The following is a 26,150-nucleotide window of genomic DNA, read 5'->3' as shown; positions in this document are numbered from 1 at the left end:
TGCACTGCCTATGTGAAAGCATAGCTGCAGCAGGCAGGATCTTGGCAGCAAACAAGCCCGGGGCTTTAAAAAACGTGTACGCAATATTAAAAATGAGGTGGATAGGGTGCGATCAATGACCGGAGGGAATGGCAGAAAACTTCTGTCTTCTTTTCAGGGATTTATGGGCTAAATTTGTGTCCTTTAAAACAAAAGATCTGAATGGCCAAGGTAAAAACAGAGGAGAAGAAAGACGAGATTCTGGTAAAAGGCGCAAGGGTGCATAACCTTAAAAACATTACAGTCGGGTTTCCGAGAAATCAGTTTATTGTAGTAACAGGTGTTTCAGGTTCCGGAAAATCTTCACTCACCATTGATACGCTTTATGCAGAGGGCCAGAGACGCTATGCAGAAAGCTTAAGCGCATATGCCCGCCAGTTTTTAAACCGTATGAACAAGCCGGATGTGGATTATATCAAGAATCTTTGCCCGGCCATAGCCATAGAGCAAAAAGTCATTACCCGCACTCCAAGGAGCACTGTTGGCACCATGACGGAAATATATGATTATCTCCGTTTATTATTTGCAAGGGCTGGAACTACTATTTCTCCTGTATCCGGAAAAGAAGTAAAGAAGGACGATGTTGCGGATGTGATCCAGGCAATTGAAAGGCTGCCGGAGGGAGCAAAGGTTTTTGTGCTGGTGGCTTTTAAACTGCATTCTAACCGGAATGTTCGTGAAGAGCTGAACATCCTGCTGCAAAAAGGTTTTACAAGGCTGGCGGTTGGTAATAAAGAAACGCCTGCCCTCAGTTCCGCCAAAGAAGAAAAAGCAGGTGTTGAAATACTGGATATTGAAGAGCTGCTGGAGCTGGATACTCCTGCCCTGGAAAAGAGGTTGAACATCGTACGGTCAAAATCTTCCAAAGCCATCTATATCTTAATTGACCGCGTTATTGTGCGGGAACTGGATGAAGATGACCGGCACAGGCTGGGCGATTCTGTGGGCACGGCTTTTTTTGAAGGAGAGGGGGAGCTGTTTTTGCATACGGCCCTGTCTGATGATAAAAACCGGCTGCTCAGCTTTAATAATCGTTTTGAGCTGGATGGTATTGTATTTGAAGAGCCGCAGCCCAATTTATTCTCTTTTAATAATCCGTTGGGCGCCTGCCCTACCTGCGAGGGGTTTAGCCTGGTATTGGGTATTGACGACGATCTAGTGATACCGGATAAGCGCCTGAGTGTGTTTGAAGGCGCCGTAGCGCCATGGAAGGGAGAAAAACTGGGAAAATGGAAGGATCGTTTTATACGGGATGCTGCCCGCTATGGCTTTCCGATACATAAGCCCGTTGCGGATCTGAGCGCGGAGCAGTATCAACTACTGTGGAAAGGGAACAGCAGCGTTTATGGTATTGATGATTTTTTTAAAGAGGTAGAACAGAATTTGTACAAGGTGCAATACCGGGTGTTACTAAGCCGGTACCGCGGCAGAACCACCTGCCCGGATTGTCATGGATACCGCCTTCGTAAAGAAGCATTGTATGTAAAGGTAGGTGGTAAGCATATTGGTGAGCTGTGCGAAATGCCTGCCCGGGATCTGAAAACCTGGTTTGAAAAACTGAAGCTCTCTGAGCACAAGGCTGCCATTGCAAAGCGCATCCTGCTGGAAATAAATAACCGGCTGGATACGCTTCTGAAAGTAGGATTGGGCTACCTGACCCTGAGCCGGGTTGCCAATACCTTGAGCGGGGGAGAAAGTCAGCGCATCCAGTTGACCCGTAACCTGGGCAGCAATCTTACCAACTCCCTGTATATCCTGGATGAACCTTCTATCGGGCTCCATTCACGGGATACGGAGAACCTGATCAAAGTGCTGAAAGAACTGCGCGACCTGAATAATACTGTGGTTGTAGTAGAGCATGATGAAATGATCATGCGGCATGCCGATCATATCATTGACATGGGGCCGCTGGCATCGCACCTGGGAGGGATGGTTGTTGCACAGGGGGCTTATAAAGAACTGATCAGTGATAAAGATAGCCTAACAGGAAAATACCTGAGCGGTCAATTTTCAATTGATCCGCCAAAGACAGTGCGCAAATGGAACCGCTCTCTAAAAGTAGAAGGCGCGCGTCATAATAACTTAAAGGATATTACGGTTACTTTTCCGCTCAATGTGTTTACGGTGGTAAGCGGGGTTAGCGGAAGCGGTAAAACAACACTGGTCAAACAGATCCTTTACCCGGCCCTGCAAAAGCTAAAAGGAGAATTCAGCGGGGAAAAGATAGGCTTTCATAAGGCAATCACCGGTGATACCGGAAGTATCCAGCAAATAGAGCTGGTAGACCAGAACCCTATCGGCAAATCATCTCGCAGCAACCCGGTTACCTATATAAAGGCCTATGATGAAATACGTGACCTGTTTGCAAAGCAGCCACTCAGCAAAATGCGGGGATTTCAGCCAAGGCATTTTTCATTTAATGTAGACGGCGGCCGGTGCGATACCTGTAAAGGTGAAGGGGAGCAGATTGTAGAAATGCAGTTCCTGGCGGATGTGCACCTGGTTTGTGAAAGCTGTGGAGGTAAACGGTTTAAGGAAGAAGTGCTGGAAGTAAAATATAGAGAAAAGAATATCCATGACGTGCTGGAAATGAGCGTGGATGAAGCGATTGAATTTTTTAAAGATGAAAAAAAGATTGCCGAAGCTATACAACCCCTGAGCGATGTGGGGTTGGGTTATGTAAAGTTAGGGCAGTCTTCAGACACGCTTTCCGGGGGGGAAGCGCAGCGGGTAAAACTGGCTTCCTTCCTGGGCAAGGGAAAAAGTACCAATAAGGTATTGTTTATTTTTGATGAGCCTACAACCGGCCTGCACTTTCATGATATAAAAAAGTTGCTGGCCTCTTTTAATGCGCTGATCGAGCAGGGCCATTCCGTTTTGGTGATCGAACATAATATTGATGTGATCAAAAGTGCCGACTGGCTGATTGAGCTGGGGCCTGATGCCGGTGATGGCGGTGGTGAGCTGGTGTATGAAGGAGTGCCCGCAGGTATTAAAAAAGTAAAGAGCAGCTATACGGGGAAATACCTGTAAAATACCCAGCGTATATTTTATTGAACCACTAATGGCTGGTAGAGCACACCCAGGCCGCCAGTAAGATTGGTGCCCTGTACAATGATCATATAGCTGCTGCTGCTGCTTTCAGAAGTATAAAAGGAAACGACCGCTTTTCCGTTCTGGTCGGTGATTACTTCCGGGTTCCAGTAAACAGTGGTGCGCTTATCCGGCAATGTTGTTTTTTCATCCGGCGTTGTATAGCGCGGGCTGTAGAACTGTTTGGCGATGACTGGTACCACAGGCCTGTACAGGTGCATGCCCGGGGTTTTTCGTAAGAAAGGCCCGGCGCCGGTGTTTGTGGTGATCCCTATAAACGAATAATTAAACAATTTTTCCCGTGGGTTATAGCTATTGATGCTATCATTCTTTGCTGTTTTCTTATCGGGCCCTGAAAACTGGCAGCAACTGTGTAAGGGCAGAAATGACCATAAGGCTATGAAAAGCAGGGGACGCACTTTAGTTGATTTGTTTATCTGTAGTATTGTTTTTGGAATGAGAAATGAAGAGGTGCCAATGCAACAGCAGGAGATCGTTTTTCATGCAGAAACTGTTTCCTGTAAAAAACTAAAGAGAGGTATACAGTGCCTGCCTGGCGGTTAAAAACTCCTGCCATATCTCCTGCAAAATTTTTTCAGCGGGCAGAATAGAACGGATGCCTGCTGCCACCTGGCCTATTTCCAGTTCCCCGTTTTCCAGGTCTCCTTCAAACATTCCTTTTTTTGCCCTTCCGTGCCCCAGCAATGCCTTCAGGTCAGCAGGAGATGCTCCTGTTGATTCCAGTTGCTTTACCTGTTCATAAAATTGATTTTTCAGCAGCCGGACAGGCGTCAGCTGTTTCAATGAAAGATCGGTATCTCCTTCCCCGGCAGTAATGATCCTGTTTTTAAAGCGGATATGGCTGGAAGCCTCTTCACTGGCAACAAAACGGCTGCCCATTTGTACGCCTTCTGCACCCAGGACCATTGCAGCCAGCATTTGCCGTCCGCTGGCAATACCACCGGCGGCAATTACTGGGATGTGCACGGCTTCTTTAACAAGCGGTATGAGCACCATTGTTGTAGTTTCTTCCCTTCCATTGTGCCCGCCAGCTTCAAAGCCTTCGGCTACAATTGCATCACAGCCTGCTTCCTGGGCCTTTAGAGCAAATTTGCTGCTGCTGACCACATGCACTACAATAACACCTTCTTTTTTCAGAATACCCGTCCATGTTTTAGGGTTGCCGGCGCTTGTGAAAATAATGGGCACTTTTTCTTCAATGACTGTTTTTATATGCGCTTCAATATCCGGGTACAATAACGGCAGGTTTACGGCAAATGGCTGCTCGGATGCTGCTTTATATTTCCGGATATGTTCTTTCAGCACATCCGGGTACATGGAGCCCGCACCAATAATGCCCAGCGCGCCTGCATTGCTGACGGCGCTTGCAAGGCGCCATCCGCTTGCCCATACCATCCCTGCCTGTATGATTGGGTAGGTGATGTTCAATAACCGTGTAATGCGATTTGAAAACAAGGTGCTGTTTGTTATTTAAAGTTTGCTATTCCCGGTATCAGGTTTCTTATTTTAATGAGCAACTGATCCCGATCCGATAGCTGTCGGGGCTGATCACTGACAACTGAGCACTGATCACTCAGTTGTCATATCTCACTTCCCCTTACCCGAGATCAATACTGCTGTTATCGCCAATATTCAGCGTTCTTGTTTCTCCTTTCAGGCTGGTATCAGAACCAATCAGCGAATCTTCCAGCACAATATCAAACAGGTTGGAATAAGCGCCCACAATTGAATTCCGGACAATGGACTGGTCGATCAGTGTATTTTCCCCAAGCGTTACGTTGGGCCCTACGATCGAGTTTCGGATCACACAGCCTTTTGCAATGCTGACCGGAGCAACAATGACTGAGTTCTCATATTGGGCTGCATCTGCAGTGACGCGGTATTTCCTCAGCAGGGTGGCATTAGACCTTAATAAGGTTTCTTTATTGCCGGCATCAAACCAGTTATCCACTTTAAACGCTTCAAACTGCACGCCGTTCCGGATCATACAATCCAGGGCATCCGTTATTGTAAATTCCCCATGCGTCAGTAATCCTTTCCGGATATTGGTAGCCAGGCAATCAAACAACAGCTCCGATTCCTTTATTTTATAAATACCTACCATTGCCATATTGGACTTTGGTATATGGGGCTTTTCAACTACGCTTTCAATAAATCCTTTTTCATCGATCTCGGCCACGCCAAAATCACGGGGATTATCTACTTTACGTATGCCGATCATTGAATGCTCATTGTTCAGAACAGCGGTTACATCATACTCACAGATCGTATCGCCCAATGATATAAATACCTCATCATTCTCAATAATGCTCTTGGTAAGATTGATCGCATGACCGATGCCCCGGCGCTCCTGCTGGTTTACGTAATGTGCTTTTATATCCGGGTGATGCTCTTTTACATAATCAGCGATTTTCTCACCCAGGTAGCCTACAATAAAAACAAATTCTTCAATACCCGCAGCTTTCAGCTGGTCAATAATAAAGCTCAAAACCGTTTTCCCCGCCAAAGGGATCAATGCCTTGGGTTGGGTATAACTTTGTGGTCTTAATTTTGTTCCCGCTCCCGCTACAGGAATAATAGCCTTCATGTAAAATAGTCCTTTCTTTTAAAAAATTGAGGTTTGCCTGGTTCTGTCCTGGCGTGTTCCGCGCCATATCCGGGCATGAAGTTAAGTATTTTCTTTTTCACACTTAAGGGCATCCATTACGGCCGGAATGATTTGTTTTTTTCATGGTAAGCCTTTTTGTATTCTCTTACTGCAGAAACGCGGTCAAACCGGATGATAAAATCATGCGGTTTGGATGCCGCTTTTGAGCTGTTTTCTTCTTCACTTTCCTTTCCTTCTTTGGCATCCTCTTGCTCCGGTACATCCTCAATAGTGCCCTGTTCTTTTAGAACCGTTTTGTTACCGATACGATAAATCAGGCCCTTCATTTCCAGTGCAGGGAATAAAAATGGCACAGTGTTCATGTTTGAGGAAGTGTCTATGCAAATCTCCGTAGTATCGCTTGCGTTCTCTTTGCTGATGGCCTGGTAGATAGGATACCGTTTACCACCAAAAGAATCTGTTTTATTGGTTTTATTTATGGCGTAAGAACGCCTTCTGCCTTCCAGGTTAATACCCGGTTCATCGTTTCCTTTATATTTGTTCCGGTTGAGGGTTTCCTCAATATCTATTTTGAAAAGCGCCCCATCGTCAGAATACACGGCAAAATAATCTTTTCCAATGTTGAGCACGGCCCTATCGCTCATCGGGGTTGCTATAGCAATGAGATGTACGGTATCGTCAGGCGTTGAAAATATACGGAGATAATCAGAATAGAAATCGCGCGTCAGCTGATACATGGCAGCCTTCCTGAATGTGTATGTTTTCATTTGGGCATTTAATGCCAAAACGAGCAAAACTGCCAAAACAAAACAGAGAATATATTTCACAGGTTTGATCTTTAGGCGGTAAATATATTTAGTATTGTTAAATTGGTATAACAATTTGAAAATTATTTTAACGGGAATTCGATAAGTAACTCGCTTTATATGAATGACACAAAATATTGGATATTGTGTAAAGCTGTGCGGGCAGGCTATCGGCAGCAGCGCAGGGCCTTTAACCCGTTTATGGATCAGCGTGGCAAAGGTAAGTGCAATGCCAGTAAAGACATATCAACCGGTAATAATGCATAATAAAAAAACAGGCAGGCGGCCGGGAACCCTGAAAAACAAATGATAATTTGCAGTTAAAGGATAAAGCAGATGGATAACTACACAATCATACTGGTATTGCTGGGGGTGATGGTAATGCTGACGGTAGTGGCAGATAAAATAAAGATCGCTTCCCCCATTATCCTGATCATTGCCGGGATCGGGATCGGTTTTTTGCCATCTATGCCGCCCCTGGAGATCGATCCGGATATTATTTTTCTGTTATTTCTGCCGCCGTTATTATATGACGCGGCCTTTAATATTCAGTTTAAGGATTTCAGGGAAAACCTGGGCACTATATCCGGGCTGGCAATAGGACTGGTATTTCTGACTACTGCAGGGGTTGCAGTGCTTACGCATTATATGATACCCGGAATGACCTGGCCGCTGGCCTTTGTATTAGGCGCCATCCTTGCAGCTACGGATGCAGTAGCAGCAATCAGCATTACAAAGAACCTGGGACTCTCAAAACATACCACCACCATTCTTGAAGGAGAAAGCCTCATCAATGATGCATCCGCATTGGTTGCCTACCGTTTTGCCATTGCAGCGGTTCAGGGCGCTGTATTTATATGGTGGAAGGCCGGGCTTACTTTTTTGTTATTAATGGCAGGTGGCTTTTTAGTAGGCTTCCTGCTGGGGCGGTTACTGATGCTGATCCTGTATTATGTGCGCAGCAGTAATATGGCGGTGCTGAGCTTTATGCTGATGGGGCCTTTTACCGCCTACCTGGTTGCAGAAGAATTGCATGTTTCCGGTGTAATAGCCGTGGTGCTCCTTGGTTTCATCATCGCGATGCTGAAACGGGAAAAAAAATTCCAGCCGCTTATGGAACCATCAAAGACCATGTGGGAAGTAATCGTTTACCTGCTGAACGGGCTGATCTTTATCCTGATCGGTCTTGAGTTCCCGGTAGTAATCCGCAATATTGACCGGGCCCTGTTCCTTCCCTATATCGGGTATGCTTTTTTAATTACGATCGTTACGATACTGATCCGCATGATCCGTGTTTTTGGCCAGCGCAAACGTCTTGAAAAGGGCTTCCATGATCCAAAATTACAGAACAGCCGCCGGGCAGTAAGAGCATCTGCATTGCTTTCCTTCCAGGAAAGTGTGATTATCAGCTGGTCAGGTATGCGGGGCATTGTATCCCTGGCCATTGCCATCGGGTTGCCCAAAAACCTGGACGATGGCAGCCCGTTCCCGATGCGGGACGATATTATTTTTATAGCAACCGTTGTGGTCATTATTACCATTTTGGGCCAGGGGCTCATATTGCCCTCCATCGTAAAACGGGTGACAAAAAAAGAGGAGGCAGCAACTCAAAAAGTCATTGTTTCATAAAAGCCGGCGCTGCTGCTTGTTTGACTGCTCTGCACAATCTCCAGCTTCGCAGGCTATATGTTTTTTCTGGTACCATACAGAATCGGTATCAAAGTCATTTCTCTTTGAGGCTGACCAAAAAGTCTGTTTATAGCAGATTGTCGTTCTGAACTTGTTTCAGAATCTATTGACAATCAGATGCCATTTTAGATGCTGAAATAAATTCAGCATGACAAAGGGGACTTTTTGGTCAGCCCCGGCGTGGGCCGTGGTTTGTGTCCGCACAAAACCACTTGCGATTGCATCTTGATAGCCGATTATTATCAGGCAAGAAAGATGGCTGACTGATAAAACCGGGTTTATTCCTTACGTATTAATGAACAATCAATTTAGTTGATATTAGGCAGAAGATACGGATAGTAGTACTACAGATGAAGAGTGCGACGCAAGGAAGTTTAATAGTAGCGCTGTAGCCGGCCCCATAAATTAAAAACAAGAACTAAATACAGTAATGATTAATATATATATTAGAAGATTTAGCGGAAAATGCTTGTAAAGAAACCGGATTCGATGCCCAGGAACAGAAAAGCTGATGCACTGAAGATCAGCCCTGTTACATGGATCCGGAGCACCCGCCTGTCGCCCTCTTTTCTGTTTAGCAAAAGAAAAATGATATGAACACATACAAGGATGGGCGTAATAAAAAGCGTCAATAAGCCGGCTCCAAGGTCAGGGTCGCCTCTGTGATAATTACCCTCGTTTTGAGGTATGAACAGGCTGATCCATAAAGCAGCTATAAAGGCGTATATCAGACCAAATATAATAAGGTGGATATACCAGTTCTTCTTTATTTTCGAAAATACCAGCATGAGGGTAATGACGATGCCAATAAAAAAGACAATCTCCATATGATAGATTCAATTATTTTAGAACGTATTAAAACTAAGGCTTCTGCGGAATAACCGGTTTATGAATAGCCGTTTTTTACTAGACAGGGGATATTATTCCGGAGTAAACTTTAAGTAAGATAAAGAAAGCCGGCGCTGCTGCATACAGGGCCTTTTGAATTTTTTAAAATCTTGGTAAACGGGGACAAATTCAATGGGAACAAAGAAGCCAGACCCTTAACTTTGCGCCATGCAACAGGATAATATCGTTTTTAACCTTATTAACAAGGAATTAGACCGCCAACGTAATGGCATTGAGCTCATTGCTTCAGAAAACTTTGCTTCCCTGCCGGTAATAAAAGCAATGGGAACCGTATTAACCAATAAATATGCTGAAGGCTACCCCGGCAGGCGCTATTATGGCGGCTGTGAAGTGGTAGATGAAATAGAGTCACTGGCGATTGATCGTTTAAAAAAGATTTTTAATCTTAGCTGGGCCAATGTACAGCCCCATAGCGGGGCACAGGCTAATGCTGCTGTTTTCTTTGCAGTCCTGAACCCGGGAGATAAAATAATGGGACTGAACCTGAGCATGGGCGGGCACCTGACGCACGGCAGCCCCGTAAATTTCAGCGGGAAACATTACCAGGTGATCTCTTACGGAGTTGTAAAGGATACGGGCCTGATAGATTATGACGACCTGGAAGCGAAAGCGCTGGCAGAAAAGCCCAAAATGATCATTTGTGGCGCATCGGCTTACAGCCGCGACTGGGATTATGCGCGTATCCGTGCCGTGGCTGATAAAGTAGGCGCCCTGGTAATGGCAGATATTGCGCACCCTGCGGGACTGATTGCCGCTGGTTTGCTGAATGACCCGTTTGAACATTGTCATATTGTTACCAGTACCACCCATAAAACCCTGCGCGGGCCAAGAGGCGGCATTATTATGCTGCGGAATGACTTTGAAAATCCCTGGGGATATAAAGACCCTAAAGGAAATACCCGTACCATGAGCCAGTTGCTGGACCTGGCTGTTTTCCCCGGTATACAGGGCGGCCCGCTGGAGCATATTATTGCAGCAAAAGCGGTTGCTTTTGGTGAAATTTTGTCTGACGACTGGAAGGAGTATGGGAAGCAAATTGTTGCCAACGCACAGGCCATGGCCAAAGCCTTTGTGGATAAAGGATATAAACTCATCAGCGATGGAACAGATAACCACCTGATGCTGATTGACCTGCGCAATAAAAACCTTACCGGCAAAAAAGCCCAGGAAACGCTGGACAAAGCGCATATTACGTTAAACAAAAATGCGGTGCCTTTTGATGACAAATCGCCGTTTGTAACCTCCGGTATCCGTGTGGGTGTGCCCGCGGTTACCACCCGGGGAATGAAAGAAGCCGATGTGGTGCATGTGGTGGAGCTGATTGATAAAGTGTTAATGAATACAGATAATGAGGCCGTGATCGCATCCGTAAAAGAAGGGGTAAGATCATTTATGCAACAATTTCCATTATACCCGGAATTATCTTAATTGTATTGTTTGAGGCAGGTTGGTGGCGCTTTATCAGACCGCTGAACTTCGTTTTATTAAAAGTAATTCTGAATAGAACTTTAAACTTTAAACCGCCTGCCGGCGAGGCAGGCTTCAGGCCTAAAACTATTTAATATGATTCAAAGAAAGCAAACCCTGTGGTTATTACTGTCTCTGATCTGCGCTGTGCTTACTTTTAAGCTCCCTTTTTATAACGGAACGGTCATTAACGGCACAGAAGGGGTAACAGGAGCAGAAATTACTGCCACTGATAATATCTGGTTACTATTGCTTACCAGCGCTATTGCTTTGCTCAGCATTGTTGACATTTTTTTATACAAAAACCGCAAATTACAGCTCCGGTTGGCCTTTATCGGTCTGCTGGCGGCAGTGGGCTTAATTGCGCTATACGTCAGTTATATAAAAAACTTTCAACCGGGTGGCAGGATATCCCTTACCGCATTATTAACTTTTGGCATACTGGTTGGGTTCTTTTTTGCGTTAAAAGGCATCCGCAGGGATCAAAAGCTCGTAAGGGATTTGAACCGGCTGCGGTAAAAGATCACTGCATATAATTTTTTATTGATTAAAATACGGGTCATGGCAAAAGTAAAAGTTGGACTGGTACAAATGAGCTGTGTTGCTGATAAGCACGCAAACCTGGGCAAAGCGGTTGAAAAAATAAAGGAAGCGGCAGCCAAAGGAGCGCAGATCGTATGCCTGCAGGAGCTGTTTACCTCTTTATATTTTTGCGATGTAGAGGATTATGAAAATTTTAAACTGGCAGAAGCCATTCCCGGCCCGTCAACAGATGTGTTGGGGAAACTTGCAAAAGAGCTGGGGGTGGTGATCATCGCTTCGTTGTTTGAAAAACGTGCAGAAGGATTGTATCATAACACAACGGCAGTGCTGGATGCAGACGGTAGTTACCTGGGAAAATACCGGAAAATGCATATTCCGGATGATCCGGCTTATTATGAGAAATTTTATTTCACACCCGGAGATCTGGGTTATAAGGTATTCAAAACAAAATTTGCAACCATTGGGGTGCTGATCTGCTGGGATCAGTGGTACCCGGAAGGCGCAAGGATCACAGCACTGATGGGCGCCGAGATCTTATTTTATCCCACAGCAATCGGTTGGGCCACTACACAGGATGAAGCTACCAATACAGAACAATATAACGCATGGCAAACGATCCAGAGAAGTCATGCCGTAGCCAACGGGGTGCATGTGGTCAGCGTGAACCGTGTAGGGCTTGAGCAGGAGGGTGTGATGCAATTCTGGGGTGGCTCTTTTATTTCCAACCCCTTTGGTACCATAGAATACCTGGCTCCGCATGACCAGGAAGAGGTCCATGTTCAGGAACTGGATCTTGCAAAAACCGATGTGTACCGGACACACTGGCCTTTTTTAAGAGACCGGCGAATTGATAGCTACGCACCCATAACCAGGCGATATATTGATGAAGATTAGTTTCAACGATATAGTATGAAGCAACAAGGTCTGCACATACTGCGAACTTCTTCTGCAAATGGTGATTTTGTGTCGTTGGTGAAGAAGCTGAACGCTTATCTTGCAGCCATAGATGGAAAAGAACATAGATTTTATGATCAGTATAATGGTATTGCGCTGTTGCATTATGTTGTGCTGGCATATGATCATACTATACCTATAGGATGCGGAGCCTTTAAAAAAGAAGGGGGAGGCGTTGTTGAAATAAAACGCATGTTTACAGAAGAAGCATACCGAAACGAGGGAGCAGCTACCTTGGTTTTGAAAGAATTAGAAAGATGGGCAAAAGAATTGGGATACAAAAAATGCATTCTGGAAACGGGAAGAAAGATGATCGGTGCAATAAGATTCTATAATAAACAGGGATATATTGAAATACCAAATTATGGACAATATATTGACGTTGCTAATAGTATCTGCTTTGAAAAAATAATAGCATAAACATGGATTTTCTTTATAATAAAAAAGCTTTGGACCCGAACCTTTCCGACTTCCCAACTTCCGGACTCACCCCCAAACAACAAGGTTACCGCTTCCCGGCTGAATGGGAGCCCCATGAAGCTACCTGGTTGAGCTGGCCGCATAAAGAAGCCTCCTGGCCCGGGAAGATAGCAAGCATTTTTCCTTATTACGCGGCCTTTGTAAAAGAGCTGACCCGGGGGGAAATTGTGCGGATCAATGTTGCCGATGAGGCGCTGAAGCAGGAAGCCTCCGGTCACCTGAAAACTGCGGGCGTTGATCTTTCAAAAGTGGAGTTTTATTTTAATGCCACCAATGACGCCTGGTGCCGGGATCATGGCCCGGCCTTCCTGGTGAACCCTGCTGCAGCGCATAAAAAAGTAATTGTAGACTGGAATTATAATGCCTGGGGCAATAAATACCCTCCTTATGATCTGGATGATATTATTCCCACCAGGATCGGGCAGCAACTGAACATTCCCGTTTTTCATCCCGGTATTGTTATGGAAGGCGGCTCTGTGGAATTTAACGGTAAGGGAACTATTCTGACTTCTACAGCCTGCCTGTTAAATGAAAACCGGAACCCGCACCTGAACCGGCAGCAGATTGAAGAATACCTGTATCATTATTATGGCGGGGAACAGGTGCTTTGGGTAGATGAGGGCATTGCAGGGGATGATACCGATGGGCATATTGATGATACCATCCGGTTTGTAAATGAAGATACCGTGGTAACTGTAATTGAAGAAGATAAAGGAGATGAGAATTATGCATTGTTGCAAAAAAACCTGGGGCAGCTGAAAGCCATGCGCCTGTTGACCGGCAAACAGCTCAATATTATAGAGCTCCCTATGCCGGATGCGGTGATCTGGGAAGAGCAGCGGCTCCCGGCTTCTTATGCCAATTTTTATATAGCCAATAAAACAGTGATCGTGCCTACCTACCGGTGCAGTAAAGATGATATAGCATTGCAGACAATACAAAGCTGTTTTAAAGACCGGGAAGTGCTGGGCATTGATTCTACCGAAATTATCTGGGGCCTCGGAAGCTTCCATTGCTTAAGCCAGCAGGATCCTGCTGTGTAGGGATTATGTTAACGAATATCTGTCACCCTGAGTTTTCTATTTGCGTAGCAAAATCAATGGGAAAATGGCAAAAAAGAGTGTCGTCATCTTGCGAAGCGGAGCGTAGTCGAAAGGTCCCTATAATTGAGGAGATGCCTCGGCTTCGCTCGGCATGACGGTCTAAGGATACTTCCTCCATAACAAACTGCCATCGCCATAGCTTAAAAAGCGGAAATCATTTTCCAATGCATATTCATAAACTTTTCTCCAGTCTTCCCCGATAAATGCAGCCACCAGCAAAAGAAGCGTGGAAGCGGGCTGGTGAAAATTGGTCACCAATCCTGCTGCCACTTTAAAAGAATACCCGGGCGCAATGATGATCTGTGTCTTTGCCATCAGCTCCGGCAGGTTCCTTTGCTCCATATAATTCAGGATCGCGCTGAATGATTCCTTTAATGAAAAGTTTTGCAATGTTGCTTCATAGGCATCCCATTGATGCAGGTAGGGGAATTGGTTGTCAAAACAATGTGCATCCCGCAATAACCGGGCTCCCAGCCAGTACAGTGATTCAATGGTTCTTAAGGAAGTAGTGCCGACTGCAATAACAGGCGCATCCTTTTGCTGCATTATTTTTTTTATGAGTGCAGGCTTTACTGCAATAAATTCTGCATGCATTTCATGATCCTTCATGGTATCAGCCTTTACCGGCTTAAATGTGCCTGCGCCCACATGCAGGGTTACAAAGTCTGTTTGAATACTTTTTTGAGCCAGTTTTTGCAAAACCGCTTCAGTAAAATGCAGGCCGGCAGTAGGAGCTGCCACGGAACCATCGTACCGGGCATATATGGTCTGGTAACGTTCTGCATCTTTGCTGTCTGCCTTTCTTTTTATATAAGGAGGTAAAGGGATCTGTCCCGCCTTATGCAACACTTCAGCAAAGCTCAGGAATGCAGGTTCCCAGCTCAGTTCAATCACAAAACAATCCGTTGTTTTCTCAATGAACCGTGCTTCAAGAACAATGGTATGGGGCTGATCCGGAATAGAAAGCTGTAACACCTGGCCGTTCTTCCATTTGGAAGCGCCGCCGATCAGGCAAAGCCATAAAACCCTGCTCTGTTGTGCCATCGCGGTGGTAATGTCGGCATAGGATTCATGCGGTTCCAGGCAAAACAGCTCAATTTGGCCACCTGTGGGTTTTTTAAAAAGCAGCCGGGCTTCTACCACTTTGGTGTTGTTAAAAACAGCCAGGGAGCCAGCCGGAAGGTATTGGTCAATATGCTGATAAATGTCCGTTGAAAGCGCACCGTTTTTATAGATGAGCAGCCTGGACTGATCCCGTTGCTCCAGCGGAAAAAAAGCAATTTTATCCTCCGGGAGGGGATAGGTAAAGTCGGATATATTCAGGTTTCTCGGATGCAAAAGCGAACTGTTTTATTGGAGAAAGGGCAAAGTTAACCGAATAATTGGTTAATTTATAGCAGTTACAATAGCCTTCTTAGCAACACAGCTAATCCTGTTGGCAGAAAGAAAGTGGAGCGGGGGAAAAAATAAAACTACAGCAATTGCCTATAATTGCGGAAACACCTTTTGCGGATTATGAACCCCGCTCGGGCGATTAGTAAGACCTCATAGCTCTCTCTCGCTACGCCACTGTCTTACAGGTCGCCAGATACGCAAAGCTGGCTTACCCAAAAGGAGTATAGCAATCCTTATATAGTATTTCATAAATTTTTTCACTATCAGTTGGTGCAAAATTGGATAAGTTGTTGGGAGGGGCAACAGAGGCAGCGCTTTCCACAAATCGTGGAAAAGGTAATTGCACCATACTGCCCACTACCCTCCTGCTGCAAAAACTAATAGAAGCTGCACATTTGATCAATGTAAGGGAAGTAAGGCATGTGGATGGATATTTGAAGAAGTAGAGTCATCCCGCTTTCAGCCTGTTGTGTGCACACATCTCTAAAATAGTTCTGATACCAATGATCGTTTTTAGTTTCGTCAGAAGCATTCCCCCGGTCATTGGTTGCACCATCTCAATCACATTTTTTAATATTGCGGCGCTACGCGCCTTTTGGCACTGTTGTTTTGTTGCTATGAATATCCGGCTGCTCTGCAGCTATGCTTTTCCTAAGTGCATCTTAAAGGTGCAGCGCACCGGTATATTTATAGCCCCCACGGTGCCAATTAAACGGTCAGATTTTAAAGGTGCCACCATTTTTGCAGTATAGATGTTCAAAAGAAAAACCGGGGGGCATCCGGGACGCAGCATTTGAATGAGATGGCTTCTTCCGGGATCCTGCTGCTCCTGCGATACCCCGGGCGCCTCTTGAAGGTGCAGCGCACCGGTATATTTATGGAGCCGCAGTGCGGCGTGATATCCATTGCCGCCGTTTCAGTTTATTCTCTGGTATGTTGCTGCCTGTAACATCGTTTTGAAAAAAAATTGTGCGCACATGATAGGATGGTAGCGGAAGGGGCTCTTTGTTATAGAGCATTGCCGGATTACGACCTGTGCATTTTCTTAAATGCCTCCCATCATTTAAAAAATACCAGAAGCTCCTTACGAACGTGAAGCCAATACGCTGATTTTGTCTATTTTTATAGAATCAGTATATGACGCAATTTTCAGGAAAGCAATTATGGAAGAATTATTCCGGCATTCTGTTGCTGCTGGCAGGAATGCTTATCGGAGGCTTTGTGGGCGCGCTTTTTCCGGGAGCCGTCATCTACCTGAAACCTATTGGAGATATTTTCCTGAACCTGCTTTTTGTTACGGTGATCCCATTGGTATTTTTTGCCATAGCCATATCCGTAGCGTCCATTGAACAGAAGCACCAACTGGGCAAAGTGTTAGGAGCAATGGCGGTTACCTTCCTGGTTTTTATTCTGCTGGCGGCGCTGTTTACTGTTTTTATAGGGTATCTGTTCCCGATGGGAAAACTGAATTTGCAGGCAGCGCCCGTAGCAGAACGCCTGGCAAATCAGGAGTCCTGGGGACAGGTGCTGGTAAATTTTTTTACCGTAGGCGAATTTTATCAGTTGCTATCCAGGAAAAACATGCTGGCCCTGCTGGTATTTGCATTTTTATTGGGAACGGCGGTGCGCCAATCCGGGCCTGCAGCTCAACCCTTCCGGGATTTTCTGGCAGCAGGAAATGAAGTTATGAAAAACCTGCTGCTGCTGATCATGAAAACAGCGCCTGTAGGACTGGGCGCCTATATTGCTTACCAGGCGGCCGACCTGGGGCCGCAGTTGTTTGGCCTGTATGCCCGTCCGATGGCCTTATATTATGGTACCGGTTTTTTATACTTCTTTATTTTTTTTACACTTTATGCTTTTGTTGGCAATGGCCGTACCGGTGTGCGCTTATTCTGGAAAAACAATATCCTTCCCTCACTGACCGCAGTGAGCACCTGCAGCAGCCTGGCCACAATGCCGGCTAATCTTGTAGCTGCGGAGCGCATCGGCGTTCCTGCTGCTATAGCTAATGTAGTAATCCCTTTGGGCACTTCGCTGCATAAGAACGGATCGTCCATTTCTGCTATTGTAAAAATCTATGCCGTATTCCAGGTAATGGGCTGGGATCTTTTTGAGCCTCAAAACCTTCTGATTGCTTTAGGCATTACTGTTTTGTGCAGTATTGTGGAAGGCGGCATTCCCAATGGGGGCTATATAGGGGAACTGCTGATGATTGCCGCCTATCACCTTCCGGCGGATGTGGTGCCACTGGTAATGATTATTGGTACACTGGTTGACCCGCTGGCAACCATATTGAACGCTACCGGTAACACCGTTGCTGCTATGGTGGTAACCAGAATGCTTGGTGAAAAATTTACCCCTCTGGCAACGCCGGTTAATAACAGAGTGCCAGCTGGTTAACGGACCGGCGGAAGCCATGCGTTCCGGTATGCATCCTTGCCTTTGTTTCACAGCTTTTCTTCCTGTAAATGTGGATAACTGATCATGGAAAACGCATATTTTTCAATTGGGTTTTATGTATATGATAATTAATGTTTTATGAAAAATCGTTTTTGGGTCTCTGTCTGATTTACACATTTTTACCCGATATTTGCACTTGTTTTGCACATATATTCACAACATATTCACATAAAAAACTTCCAAACAATCGTTAAAACCTGTGAAACATAATGCTGTACTGCATTTTAGCCTGATTTAATTTGTGGATAAATGAATAAGCGTTAAATTTGGTCAGTAAGTGGGAAAAAGTGTTATTTTGTGTTAGTTTAATGAAAGGTTTAAATTTTTCCGGTTTATGACAGGTTTTCTCGGCGAATTCGAGGCAACAATAGATTCAAAGGGACGCTTCCTTTTGCCGGCTGGCTTTAAAAAGCAGCTGCAGCCGGAGGATGCGGATCGCTTTGTCATAAACAGGGGATTTGAAAAATGCCTGAGCCTTTACCCGCTTAGTTCCTGGAGCCCCCTGGCAGAGCGGATAAATGCGCTGAATGATTTTGATCCGAAAGCCCGGGCCTTTAAACGGTACTTTTTAAATGGCGCTACCCTTGTGGAGCCGGATTCTGCCGGAAGACTGTTATTGCCGGCTAACCTGAAAGAGTATGCGGCGCTTGAAAAAGATATTGTGCTGGTGCCGGCCGGCAATCGTATGGAGATCTGGAATACAACTAAATACAAAGAGTTCTTTGATGCGTTCTCGCCTGAATCGTTCAGTGATCTGGCTGCCCAGGTAATGGGAGGCGGACTGGGTTGATCCGTTTAAAAGCTGGTAGTATGGCAAAGAATAAAAACACGGGAAAATTGGTCAACTTATCAACGAACCAACCGGTCAGCTATCACATCCCGGTTCTTCTTCATGAAGTTGTTGAAGGACTGCATATAAAACCCGGAGGGATTTATGTAGATGTCACTTTTGGTGGTGGCGGCCACTCAGCAGCTATCCTGCAGCAACTGGGCCCCTGCGGCAGGCTGGTGGCTTTTGACCAGGACGCGGATGCGGAGCGCAATTTGCCGGAGGATGAACGGGTGCTGTTTATTCCGCAGAACTTCCGGCATCTGAAACGCTTTTTACGCCTGCACGGGATCAGCCAGGTAGATGGGGTACTGGCAGACCTGGGGGTAAGCAGTCACCAGTTTGATGAAGCGGAGCGGGGCTTTAGCACCCGCTTTAATGCGGATATGGATATGCGGATGGACAGGCGGCAGCAACAGACAGCATTTGACATTTTGCAAACCTATTCTGAACAGCAGTTGCATAAACTGTTTGAGCAGTATGGTGAAGTAACGAATGCCAGAACGCTGGCAAAAACAATTGTTGAGGTGCGGAACAACGTTTCATTGAAAACAGTGGATGGCTTTAAGAATGCGCTGCGCCCCGTAGTAAAGGGCAACCCGAACAGGTATTTTGCCCAGGTCTTCCAGGCATTGAGGATTGAGGTGAACCAGGAACTGGAGGCATTAAAAGAATTGCTGGAACAGGCAAAGGACATCCTGAAGCCGGGAGGACGGGTAGCGATCATCACCTTTCATTCGCTGGAAGACCGGCTGGTAAAGAATTTTTTCAGGGACGGAAGTTTTGAAGAAAAAGAGGAGCATCCCTTTATGCAGCACAGTGCTGAAAAAACATTTAAGATCATTACCAGAAAACCCGTAACAGCCGGTGAGGAAGAGCTGAAGCGCAATACTAGAGCACGGAGCGCAAAGCTGAGGGTGGCGGAACGGATATAGTTCATAGCCGATAGTTCATGGATGGGCCATCAACTATGATTCATGAACCAGTTGAGATCTGTTGAGGTGTTGCAGTGAGTGACACAACAGGGATGATAGCAATTCAAAAGCTGACAAAATAAAAACAGAAACAGTGGCAGAAAAAAAAGAGAAAAGAAGCCGGTGGAACTGGAAAAAGTTGCTGAACTACCAGTCTATTGTAAAACAGGTGCCTTTCCTGTTTTATCTGGCTTTTCTTGCCATCATATATATATACAACGGGCATATGGCGGATAAAACCGTTCGCAAAATAAATGCAACCGCAAAAGAGGTAAAAGAATTACAATGGGAGTATAAAAGCCTGAAAAGCGAGGTGATGTTCCGGAGCAAGCCCAGCGAACTAACGAAAGCCCTGCAGCCGTTGGGCTTGAACGAATTGCAGGAGTCTCCTTATGTATTAAAGGATTCACTGGAAGAATATATGCAGACAGCTCATAAATAATAACAGGCGTTGGAAATTAAGAAAGACATATTGTGGAGGGTGTATCTCTGTTTTATAGGGATCGTGCTGCTGTGCATCATTGTATTGGGTAAAGCAACAGTAATCCAGCGGGTGCAGGGCGATCACTGGCGCAATATGGGGGATAGTATGCACCAGAAGATCGTGGAAATTAACGCCGACCGCGGTACTATTTTTAGTGAAGACGGACAGATGCTGAGCACGTCGCTGCCCCAGTTTGATATATATATGGACTTTATGGCAGATGGGCTGCGCGATAAGAACGGCAAGGTATATAAAGAGAATATTGATTCATTTGCAGCTGCAATGGCCAGCTATTTTAAAGATAAAACGGCAAAAGAGTACCGTAAGGAATTTGATGAGGCCTATAAAAAAGGAAGCCGGTATTATACATTAAAAAAGAAACTTTCCTTTGAAGATTATAAATCCTTACGGCAGTTTCCCCTGGTGCGCCTTGGTAAAAACAAAAGCGGGATCATTGTTGAGGAAACCAGCAAACGCATAGCTCCTTTTGGTTTGCTGGCTAACCGTACCATTGGCCTGAGCCGGGAATATGTAAACAGCGATGGCAAGATAAAGAAGATGAATGTAGGCCTGGAAATGAGCTACGACAGTTTACTGAACGGGCAGAATGGCCAGCGGGTGGTCCGTTATATTTCCGGTGGTGCAGTGCCGGTGGAGGGCTTCCAGGTAGAGCCCGAAAATGGCAGGGACATTTATACCACTATTGATGTGAACATGCAGGACATAACAGAAACGGCATTGCTGCGTATGATGATGACCTGCCAGGGTGAGTACGGAACCGCCATTGTTATGGAAACAAAAACAGGTAAGATAAAAGCCATCGCCAACCTGGGGCGTAATCCCAATGATACCACTTATTGGGAAAATGATAATTATGCGTTGCGGGTTACGGAACCCGGGTCTACTATAAAAATGGTCACCTTCCTGGCTGCCATGGACAAAGGTTCTTCAAAGCCAAGCGACCTGGTAGAAGTGGGAAGCGCAGGCCGTATGCAGGTGGGACCAAGAATGGTTACGGATGCGGAGCGGATGCCCAAGCCGGTGATGACCATTGAAGAATGTATTGCGCACAGTTCCAATGTGGGGATGAGCAAGGTGGCCCTCAAAGCATTTGGAAAAAACCCTGCTGAGTTTGGAGAATACCTGCACAAGTTCCATATGGATACCAAATCGCCAATAGACCTTGCAAATGTGCCCAGGCCGCGTATGGCGCCATTGGCTGCAGATCATGGCGGGTTAATGAATATGCTTACCATGAGCTTTGGTTACGCAGTACAGGTAAGCCCGCTGCAAACATTGACTTTATATAATGCGGTGGCAAATAACGGGGTAATGGTAAAACCTTACCTGGTCAACAGCATTCGCAACCAGGGTGTGGTTGTAAAGCAAATGCACCCGGAAGTGCTGCTGGATCCGCTTTGTAAGCCCTCCACCTTAAAAGCGGCACAGGAAAGCCTGCGAATGACGGTTACAGAAGGTTCTGCCAAAAAGGCCTTGCAGGATCTGCCCTTTCCGGTAGCCGGCAAAACGGGCACGGCGCATGTGGCAGATGGAAATATCAAATACGGGAATAATGTTTATCAGGCTTCGTTTGTGGGCTATTTTCCTGCAAATAATCCACAGTATACGTGTATTGTTGTCATTCGTACACATCCCGGTGCTGCCGTACATTTTGGTGGTCTGCTGGCCGCCCCGGTGTTCAGGGAAATTGCTACCAAGATCTATAGCATGTATGTAGACCGGAAAACGCCCAAGGGCTATGAAGGGTCAAAGGACAGCAGCACCTACTTTTATGCAGGCAGCGCAAAAGCGGTGCGGAATGTGCTGAATATACTGGGCATTCCGTATGTGGATTCAACACAATCAGATCAGTGGGTGACCATGTATGCCAACCGGTTTAAACCAGTGGTTACCGGCAGTACGGTAAAAGGCAATGTGATGCCGAATGTGCAGGGAATGGGGTTAAGAGACGCCATCAGCCTTTTGGAAAAAATGGGGCTGCGGGTAAGGATACAGGGAAGCGGAAAGGTTGCAGGGCAGTCTATTTTGCCCGGCGCAGCATTCACAAAAGGACAGGCGGTTATTTTAAATCTGGCATAATAAAAAACGTGCAGTTACAGGAGTTATTATATAAGACCCAATTACAATCCGTGCAGGGCAACAGGGCTGTGGAGGTAAATGCGGTTTGTATTGATTCCCGTAAAATAATGCCCGGTGCGGTTTTTATAGCAGTAAGAGGAGGAACGGACGGGCACCAGTTCATTGACAATGCGGTTCAAGGCGGAGCGGTGGCTATTGTCTGTGAAACACTTCCGGAGCAAATGCAGGAGGCAGTTGCTTATGTACAGGTAGCAAACAGCGCGGCAGCGGCCGGCATCCTGGCGCATAATTTTTACGGGCAGCCTTCTGAAAAATTAAAGCTGGTTGGTGTTACCGGTACCAATGGTAAAACCACTATTGCCACCTTACTGTACCAGTTGTTTAGCCAACTGGGGTATAAAAGCGGTCTGATCAGTACGGTTCAGAATCGGGTGGGCAATGAAGCGTTGGCGGCCACACATACCACACCCGACCCGGTTAGTTTAAATGCCCTGCTGGCACAGATGGTGGAAAAGGACTGTATTTATGCTTTCATGGAAGTAAGCTCGCACGCCATTCACCAGCACAGGATAGAAGGGCTGCAATTTGCAGGAGGTATCTTCAGCAACATTACGCATGATCACCTGGACTATCACCAAACATTTGATGAGTACATCCGTGTAAAAAAAGCATTCTTTGATCATTTGCCCAAACAGGCATTTGCATTAACGAATACAGATGATAAACGCGGAATGGTGATGATGCAGAACACGGCTGCGGCAATCAGAACCTACAGTTTAAAGACCATCAGTGATTTTAAAGGAAAGATCCTTGACAATAATATTATGGGCCTGCACATGATGGTAGATGACCAGGAAGTGCATTTCCGTTTGATCGGTGAGTTCAATGCCTATAACCTGCTGGCCGTTTATGGCGCTGCGGTTTGTTTGGGTGAGGACAAGATCAATGTGCTGCAGGCGCTGAGTACCTTAAGCGGTGCGGCAGGCAGGTTTGATTATATTATTTCTGCAAAAGATAAGGTGATCGGTATTATTGACTATGCGCATACACCGGATGCCTTGCTGAATGTGCTGGCCACTATCAAAAAACTGAGAAAAGGATTTGAGCAGGTGATTACGGTGGTAGGTTGTGGCGGCAACAGGGATAAAACAAAAAGGCCGGTAATGGCAGAAGTAGCCTGTGAGTATAGCGATAAAATAATTTTTACGAGTGATAACCCAAGGAATGAAGATCCGCAGGAAATCATTAAAGACATGGAGGCCGGGGTAAGTGCGGGTTGCAGGAGAAAATGCCTTTCTATTGCAGACCGGAAAGAGGCTATAAAGACGGCAATCAGCCTGGCGGGTACAGAGGATATAGTGCTGGTAGCTGGTAAAGGCCATGAGACCTACCAGGAGGTGAAGGGAGTACGAACTCATTTTGACGATAAAGAAACAGTAAGGGAAGTTTTTGAATTGTTGGGGAAGTAGAAGCTGAGGCTGGTTGATCAGTTGTGCGGTTGTTAAGTGAACAGGGTAAACTTATTGGCAGATCAGCACTTTAGCTAATTAGCACATTAAATTAAAATATGTTATATCATTTATTTGAGTGGTTGAAAGCGCAGGGGATCAATTTCCCGGGAAGGAACCTGATGGATTTTATCACCTTCCGGGTAATGATGGCGGTTTTGCTGGCGCTTACCATCACGCTGATATTTGGTAAACGACTGATCAACGTGTTGCGCAGAAGGCTGGCAGGGGAAACCGTCAGGGACCTTGGTCTTGCCGGTGAGCAGGCTAAAAAAGGAACGCCTACCATGGGAGGACTGATCATTATACTGGGCATATTGGTGCCTACATTGCTCTTTGCAAGACTGGATACGGTTTATATTTTGCTAATGCTCTTTACAACGATCTGGTTAGGGGCGGTTGGCTTTACGGACGATTACCTGAAGCTGCGGGCCAAAAGACAGGCAGCAGAAAAAGGGGAAGTGTATAAAAAAAGCGATAAGGATGGATTGGCCGGGAAATTTAAGATTTTCGGACAGGTGGTGTTGGGGGTTACTGTAGGCGCTGTTTTATATTTCAACAGCAATGTAAAGATCTGGCGCGAATTCATAGGTACGCCGGGCCCTTCTGAAACAGAAGTGATCACCAAGACCGTTAATAATAAAACCAAGCATTTTGTAGCCACCAAAGAGCCTGTTACCACTATTCCGTTTGTAAAAACTCATGAATTTAATTATTCAAAGTTACTGCCGGAACCGTTGCGGCCTTATTCGTGGATATTGTATATCGCTATTGTCGTGTTCATTATTGTAGCGGTTTCAAACGGTGCAAATATAACAGACGGGCTGGATGGGCTGGCCACAGGAACATCAGCATTGATCGGGGTAATGCTCGGTATTTTTGCTTATGCCAGCGGTAACTTCAATTTTGCAGATTACCTGAATATTATGTACATCCCCAACCTGGGAGAGCTGTCTATTTTCCTTGCCGCAATGATCGGGGCCTGTGTGGGTTTCCTCTGGTACAACTCTTATCCGGCACAGGTTTTTATGGGCGACACGGGCAGTTTAACGCTGGGTGGTATCATTGCGTCAATAGCAATCATTGTTCATAAAGAGCTGCTGATTCCTATTTTTTGCGGGGTGTTCCTTGTAGAGAATATCAGCGTGATGCTACAGGTGGCTTATTTCAAATACACAAAGAAGAAATATGGGGAAGGAAGGAGGATCTTTTTAATGAGCCCATTGCACCATCATTATCAGAAGCTGGGCTATCATGAGGCAAAGATCGTAACAAGATTCTGGATCGTGCAGATCTTACTGGTGGTTGTATGCATCGTAACCTTAAAGCTAAGGTAGGCAATGGAAAAACATTTGGTTATACTGGGTGGCGGAGAAAGTGGTGTTGGAGCAGCAATACTGGCCCGGCAAAAAGGCTACGGGGTTTTTTTATCAGACGGAGGTTCTTTGAAAGAAGTATATCGTAACGAGCTGGAACAGGAAGGGATCAGTTGGGAAGAAGGCGGTCATACGGAAGAAAAAATACTGGTGGCGGATGAGATCGTCAAAAGCCCCGGTATTCCTGAAAAAAATGAGCTGATGCAAAAGATCAGGGCAAAGGGCATTCCGGTGATCAGTGAAATAGAGCTGGCCTATCGTTTTGCAGGCAGCAGTAAAATTGTGGCGATTACCGGCAGCAATGGTAAAACCACCACAACGGCCCTCATTCATCATATTTTAAAAACAGGAGGGCTGGATGCTGCGCTGGCAGGCAATATAGGCATGTCCTTTGCAAAACAGGTAGCGCTGGATCCCAAACCGGTTTACGTGGTGGAGGTAAGCAGTTTTCAGCTGGATGATATTGATCAGTTCAGGCCCTATATCAGCGTGCTGACCAATATTACGGAGGATCACCTGGATCGTTACGGATACAATTTCGATAATTATATAGCCAGCAAATTCCGCATTATCAGGAATCAGCAGGCAACGGATTATTTTATATATAACGCAGACGATGAAGTAACAAAAAGATCATTAGACAAATTCAATATTCAATCAATTCAATTACCGATTAGCATGGAGAATGAAAACAGCGCGGCATTTATAAAAGATGGGGACATGTATGTAAGAACGGGCGAAGATTTCATAAATATGAGCATTTATGACTTTACGCTTAAAGGTAAACACAACCAGTATAATACTATGGCAGCATGTGTGACGGCGGCAACAATGGACATTCGCAAGGAAAAGATCCGGGAAGCAGTGCAGACTTTTCAGAACCTGGAGCACCGTATGGAGCATGTGGCCACCATCCGTGGGGTAGAGTTTATTAATGACAGTAAGGCCACCAATGTAAACTCTACATGGTATGCTTTGGAAAGCATGACCAAACCCACCGTGTTAATCCTTGGAGGCGTTGACAAGGGTAATGATTACTCGCTGATGCAGGAAATGGTGGCTGAAAAAGTGAAAGCCATTATTTGCCTGGGTGTGGATAATAAAAAGATACATGAAGCATTCGGGAATACGGTATCCATTATTATTGACACCACCAGTGCTGAAGAGGCAGTGGGCGCCGCTTTTGCACATGCTGAAAAAGGCGACGTGGTTTTATTAAGCCCTGCCTGTGCAAGCTTTGACCTGTTTAAAAATTATGAAGATCGGGGCAGGCAGTTCAAACGCGCCGTGATCGAATTATAAATGAATT

The 26,150-nt window shown here is 45.7% G+C and carries 22 protein-coding genes; 16 read left to right on the top strand and 6 right to left on the bottom strand.

Annotated features, from left to right (window positions below):
* Positions 1-201 precede the first annotated feature (201 nt).
* Positions 202-3,072, top strand: a complete 2,871-nt coding sequence (gene uvrA / locus A8C56_RS16395; RefSeq protein ID WP_067758342.1) for an excinuclease ABC subunit UvrA — start codon at positions 202-204, stop codon at positions 3,070-3,072.
* Between the two features lie 17 nt (positions 3,073-3,089).
* On the opposite strand, the gene A8C56_RS16390 is transcribed toward uvrA, so the two are convergent.
* The 4 genes from A8C56_RS16390 to A8C56_RS16375 form a co-directional block, all read right to left on the bottom strand.
* Positions 3,090-3,551, bottom strand: a complete 462-nt coding sequence (locus A8C56_RS16390; RefSeq protein WP_067758339.1) for a hypothetical protein — start codon at positions 3,549-3,551, stop codon at positions 3,090-3,092.
* Between the two features lie 109 nt (positions 3,552-3,660).
* Positions 3,661-4,608: an NAD(P)H-dependent flavin oxidoreductase gene (locus tag A8C56_RS16385; RefSeq protein WP_157098015.1), complete on the bottom strand. Its 948-nt coding sequence runs from the start codon at positions 4,606-4,608 to the stop codon at positions 3,661-3,663.
* Positions 4,609-4,750: 142 nt separating this feature from the next.
* Complete coding sequence (locus A8C56_RS16380; RefSeq protein WP_067758332.1) at positions 4,751-5,740, bottom strand: sugar phosphate nucleotidyltransferase; 990 nt, start codon at positions 5,738-5,740, stop codon at positions 4,751-4,753.
* A gap of 116 nt (positions 5,741-5,856) precedes the next feature.
* Positions 5,857-6,528 (bottom strand): hypothetical protein, encoded by a 672-nt coding sequence (locus tag A8C56_RS16375; protein WP_084490248.1) that lies wholly within the window; start codon positions 6,526-6,528, stop codon positions 5,857-5,859.
* Positions 6,529-6,903: 375 nt separating this feature from the next.
* On the opposite strand from A8C56_RS16375, the gene A8C56_RS16365 reads away from it, so the two are divergent.
* On the top strand, positions 6,904-8,196 hold the full coding sequence (locus tag A8C56_RS16365) for a Na+/H+ antiporter (RefSeq protein ID WP_067758316.1): 1,293 nt from the start codon (positions 6,904-6,906) through the stop codon (positions 8,194-8,196).
* Between the two features lie 515 nt (positions 8,197-8,711).
* Here A8C56_RS16365 and A8C56_RS16360 read toward each other — a convergent pair.
* Positions 8,712-9,083, bottom strand: coding sequence for a hypothetical protein (locus A8C56_RS16360; protein ID WP_157098013.1), 372 nt, complete (start codon positions 9,081-9,083; stop codon positions 8,712-8,714).
* 229 nt (positions 9,084-9,312) lie between these two features.
* Between A8C56_RS16360 and A8C56_RS16355 the strand changes: the two genes are divergently transcribed.
* The 5 genes from A8C56_RS16355 (at position 9,313) to A8C56_RS16335 (ending at position 13,652) form a co-directional block, all read left to right on the top strand.
* Positions 9,313-10,593 (top strand): serine hydroxymethyltransferase, encoded by a 1,281-nt coding sequence (locus tag A8C56_RS16355; RefSeq protein ID WP_067758309.1) that lies wholly within the window; start codon positions 9,313-9,315, stop codon positions 10,591-10,593.
* Between the two features lie 135 nt (positions 10,594-10,728).
* The gene (locus A8C56_RS16350; RefSeq protein ID WP_067758306.1) at positions 10,729-11,151 is read left to right on the top strand and encodes a DUF4293 domain-containing protein; all 423 of its coding nucleotides are present in this window, start codon (positions 10,729-10,731) and stop codon (positions 11,149-11,151) included.
* Positions 11,152-11,193: 42 nt separating this feature from the next.
* Positions 11,194-12,069 carry a carbon-nitrogen hydrolase gene (locus A8C56_RS16345; RefSeq protein WP_067762173.1) on the top strand — a complete coding sequence of 292 codons (876 nt, stop codon included), beginning with the start codon at positions 11,194-11,196 and terminating at the stop codon, positions 12,067-12,069.
* A gap of 15 nt (positions 12,070-12,084) precedes the next feature.
* Positions 12,085-12,549, top strand: coding sequence for a GNAT family N-acetyltransferase (locus A8C56_RS16340; RefSeq protein WP_067758303.1), 465 nt, complete (start codon positions 12,085-12,087; stop codon positions 12,547-12,549).
* Between the two features lie 2 nt (positions 12,550-12,551).
* Positions 12,552-13,652 (top strand): agmatine deiminase family protein, encoded by a 1,101-nt coding sequence (locus A8C56_RS16335; RefSeq protein ID WP_084490247.1) that lies wholly within the window; start codon positions 12,552-12,554, stop codon positions 13,650-13,652.
* Positions 13,653-13,811: 159 nt separating this feature from the next.
* Here the strand turns inward: A8C56_RS16335 and A8C56_RS16330 are convergent, their stop codons facing one another.
* Complete coding sequence (locus tag A8C56_RS16330; protein ID WP_067758300.1) at positions 13,812-15,050, bottom strand: S-adenosylmethionine:tRNA ribosyltransferase-isomerase; 1,239 nt, start codon at positions 15,048-15,050, stop codon at positions 13,812-13,814.
* Between the two features lie 335 nt (positions 15,051-15,385).
* Between A8C56_RS16330 and A8C56_RS24525 the strand changes: the two genes are divergently transcribed.
* The 9 genes from A8C56_RS24525 (at position 15,386) to murD (ending at position 26,143) form a co-directional block, all read left to right on the top strand.
* Positions 15,386-15,553 (top strand): hypothetical protein, encoded by a 168-nt coding sequence (locus tag A8C56_RS24525; protein WP_157098012.1) that lies wholly within the window; start codon positions 15,386-15,388, stop codon positions 15,551-15,553.
* 691 nt (positions 15,554-16,244) lie between these two features.
* Positions 16,245-17,510 (top strand): dicarboxylate/amino acid:cation symporter, encoded by a 1,266-nt coding sequence (locus tag A8C56_RS16325; RefSeq protein ID WP_067758297.1) that lies wholly within the window; start codon positions 16,245-16,247, stop codon positions 17,508-17,510.
* A 394-nt stretch (positions 17,511-17,904) separates the two neighbouring features.
* Positions 17,905-18,360, top strand: a complete 456-nt coding sequence (mraZ, locus tag A8C56_RS16320) for a division/cell wall cluster transcriptional repressor MraZ (RefSeq protein ID WP_067758294.1) — start codon at positions 17,905-17,907, stop codon at positions 18,358-18,360.
* A gap of 20 nt (positions 18,361-18,380) precedes the next feature.
* A complete protein-coding gene (rsmH, locus tag A8C56_RS16315) occupies positions 18,381-19,334 on the top strand; it encodes a 16S rRNA (cytosine(1402)-N(4))-methyltransferase RsmH (protein WP_067758291.1) in 954 nt (317 codons plus the stop codon).
* Positions 19,335-19,467: 133 nt separating this feature from the next.
* Positions 19,468-19,815: an FtsL-like putative cell division protein gene (locus A8C56_RS16310; RefSeq protein ID WP_067758288.1), complete on the top strand. Its 348-nt coding sequence runs from the start codon at positions 19,468-19,470 to the stop codon at positions 19,813-19,815.
* Between the two features lie 9 nt (positions 19,816-19,824).
* Complete coding sequence (locus tag A8C56_RS16305) at positions 19,825-21,957, top strand: penicillin-binding protein (protein WP_067758285.1); 2,133 nt, start codon at positions 19,825-19,827, stop codon at positions 21,955-21,957.
* 8 nt (positions 21,958-21,965) lie between these two features.
* Positions 21,966-23,426: a UDP-N-acetylmuramoyl-L-alanyl-D-glutamate--2,6-diaminopimelate ligase gene (locus A8C56_RS16300; protein WP_067758283.1), complete on the top strand. Its 1,461-nt coding sequence runs from the start codon at positions 21,966-21,968 to the stop codon at positions 23,424-23,426.
* Positions 23,427-23,524: 98 nt separating this feature from the next.
* Positions 23,525-24,802 (top strand): phospho-N-acetylmuramoyl-pentapeptide-transferase, encoded by a 1,278-nt coding sequence (gene mraY / locus A8C56_RS16295; RefSeq protein WP_067758280.1) that lies wholly within the window; start codon positions 23,525-23,527, stop codon positions 24,800-24,802.
* 3 nt (positions 24,803-24,805) lie between these two features.
* A complete protein-coding gene (gene murD, locus A8C56_RS16290; RefSeq protein ID WP_067758278.1) occupies positions 24,806-26,143 on the top strand; it encodes a UDP-N-acetylmuramoyl-L-alanine--D-glutamate ligase in 1,338 nt (445 codons plus the stop codon).
* Positions 26,144-26,150 lie beyond the last annotated feature (7 nt).

Origin of the sequence: Niabella ginsenosidivorans, assembly GCF_001654455.1 — a bacterium.
Classification (GTDB): Bacteria; Bacteroidota; Bacteroidia; order Chitinophagales; family Chitinophagaceae; genus Niabella; species Niabella ginsenosidivorans.
Note: the sequence above shows the minus strand (reverse complement) of the source record. Positions and strands in the feature narration are given on the sequence as shown.

Coding starts and splice junctions, on each gene's coding strand:
- uvrA (WP_067758342.1), top strand. CDS start 202: ATGGCCAAGGTAAAAACAGAGGAGAAGAAAGACGAGATTCTGGTAAAA.
- A8C56_RS16380 (WP_067758332.1), bottom strand. CDS start 5,740: ATGAAGGCTATTATTCCTGTAGCGGGAGCGGGAACAAAATTAAGACCA.
- A8C56_RS16375 (WP_084490248.1), bottom strand. CDS start 6,528: ATGAAAACATACACATTCAGGAAGGCTGCCATGTATCAGCTGACGCGC.
- A8C56_RS16365 (WP_067758316.1), top strand. CDS start 6,904: ATGGATAACTACACAATCATACTGGTATTGCTGGGGGTGATGGTAATG.
- A8C56_RS16360 (WP_157098013.1), bottom strand. CDS start 9,083: ATGGAGATTGTCTTTTTTATTGGCATCGTCATTACCCTCATGCTGGTA.
- A8C56_RS16355 (WP_067758309.1), top strand. CDS start 9,313: ATGCAACAGGATAATATCGTTTTTAACCTTATTAACAAGGAATTAGAC.
- A8C56_RS16350 (WP_067758306.1), top strand. CDS start 10,729: ATGATTCAAAGAAAGCAAACCCTGTGGTTATTACTGTCTCTGATCTGC.
- A8C56_RS16345 (WP_067762173.1), top strand. CDS start 11,194: ATGGCAAAAGTAAAAGTTGGACTGGTACAAATGAGCTGTGTTGCTGAT.
- A8C56_RS16340 (WP_067758303.1), top strand. CDS start 12,085: ATGAAGCAACAAGGTCTGCACATACTGCGAACTTCTTCTGCAAATGGT.
- A8C56_RS16335 (WP_084490247.1), top strand. CDS start 12,552: ATGGATTTTCTTTATAATAAAAAAGCTTTGGACCCGAACCTTTCCGAC.
- A8C56_RS16325 (WP_067758297.1), top strand. CDS start 16,245: ATGACGCAATTTTCAGGAAAGCAATTATGGAAGAATTATTCCGGCATT.
- mraZ (WP_067758294.1), top strand. CDS start 17,905: ATGACAGGTTTTCTCGGCGAATTCGAGGCAACAATAGATTCAAAGGGA.
- rsmH (WP_067758291.1), top strand. CDS start 18,381: ATGGCAAAGAATAAAAACACGGGAAAATTGGTCAACTTATCAACGAAC.
- mraY (WP_067758280.1), top strand. CDS start 23,525: ATGTTATATCATTTATTTGAGTGGTTGAAAGCGCAGGGGATCAATTTC.
- murD (WP_067758278.1), top strand. CDS start 24,806: ATGGAAAAACATTTGGTTATACTGGGTGGCGGAGAAAGTGGTGTTGGA.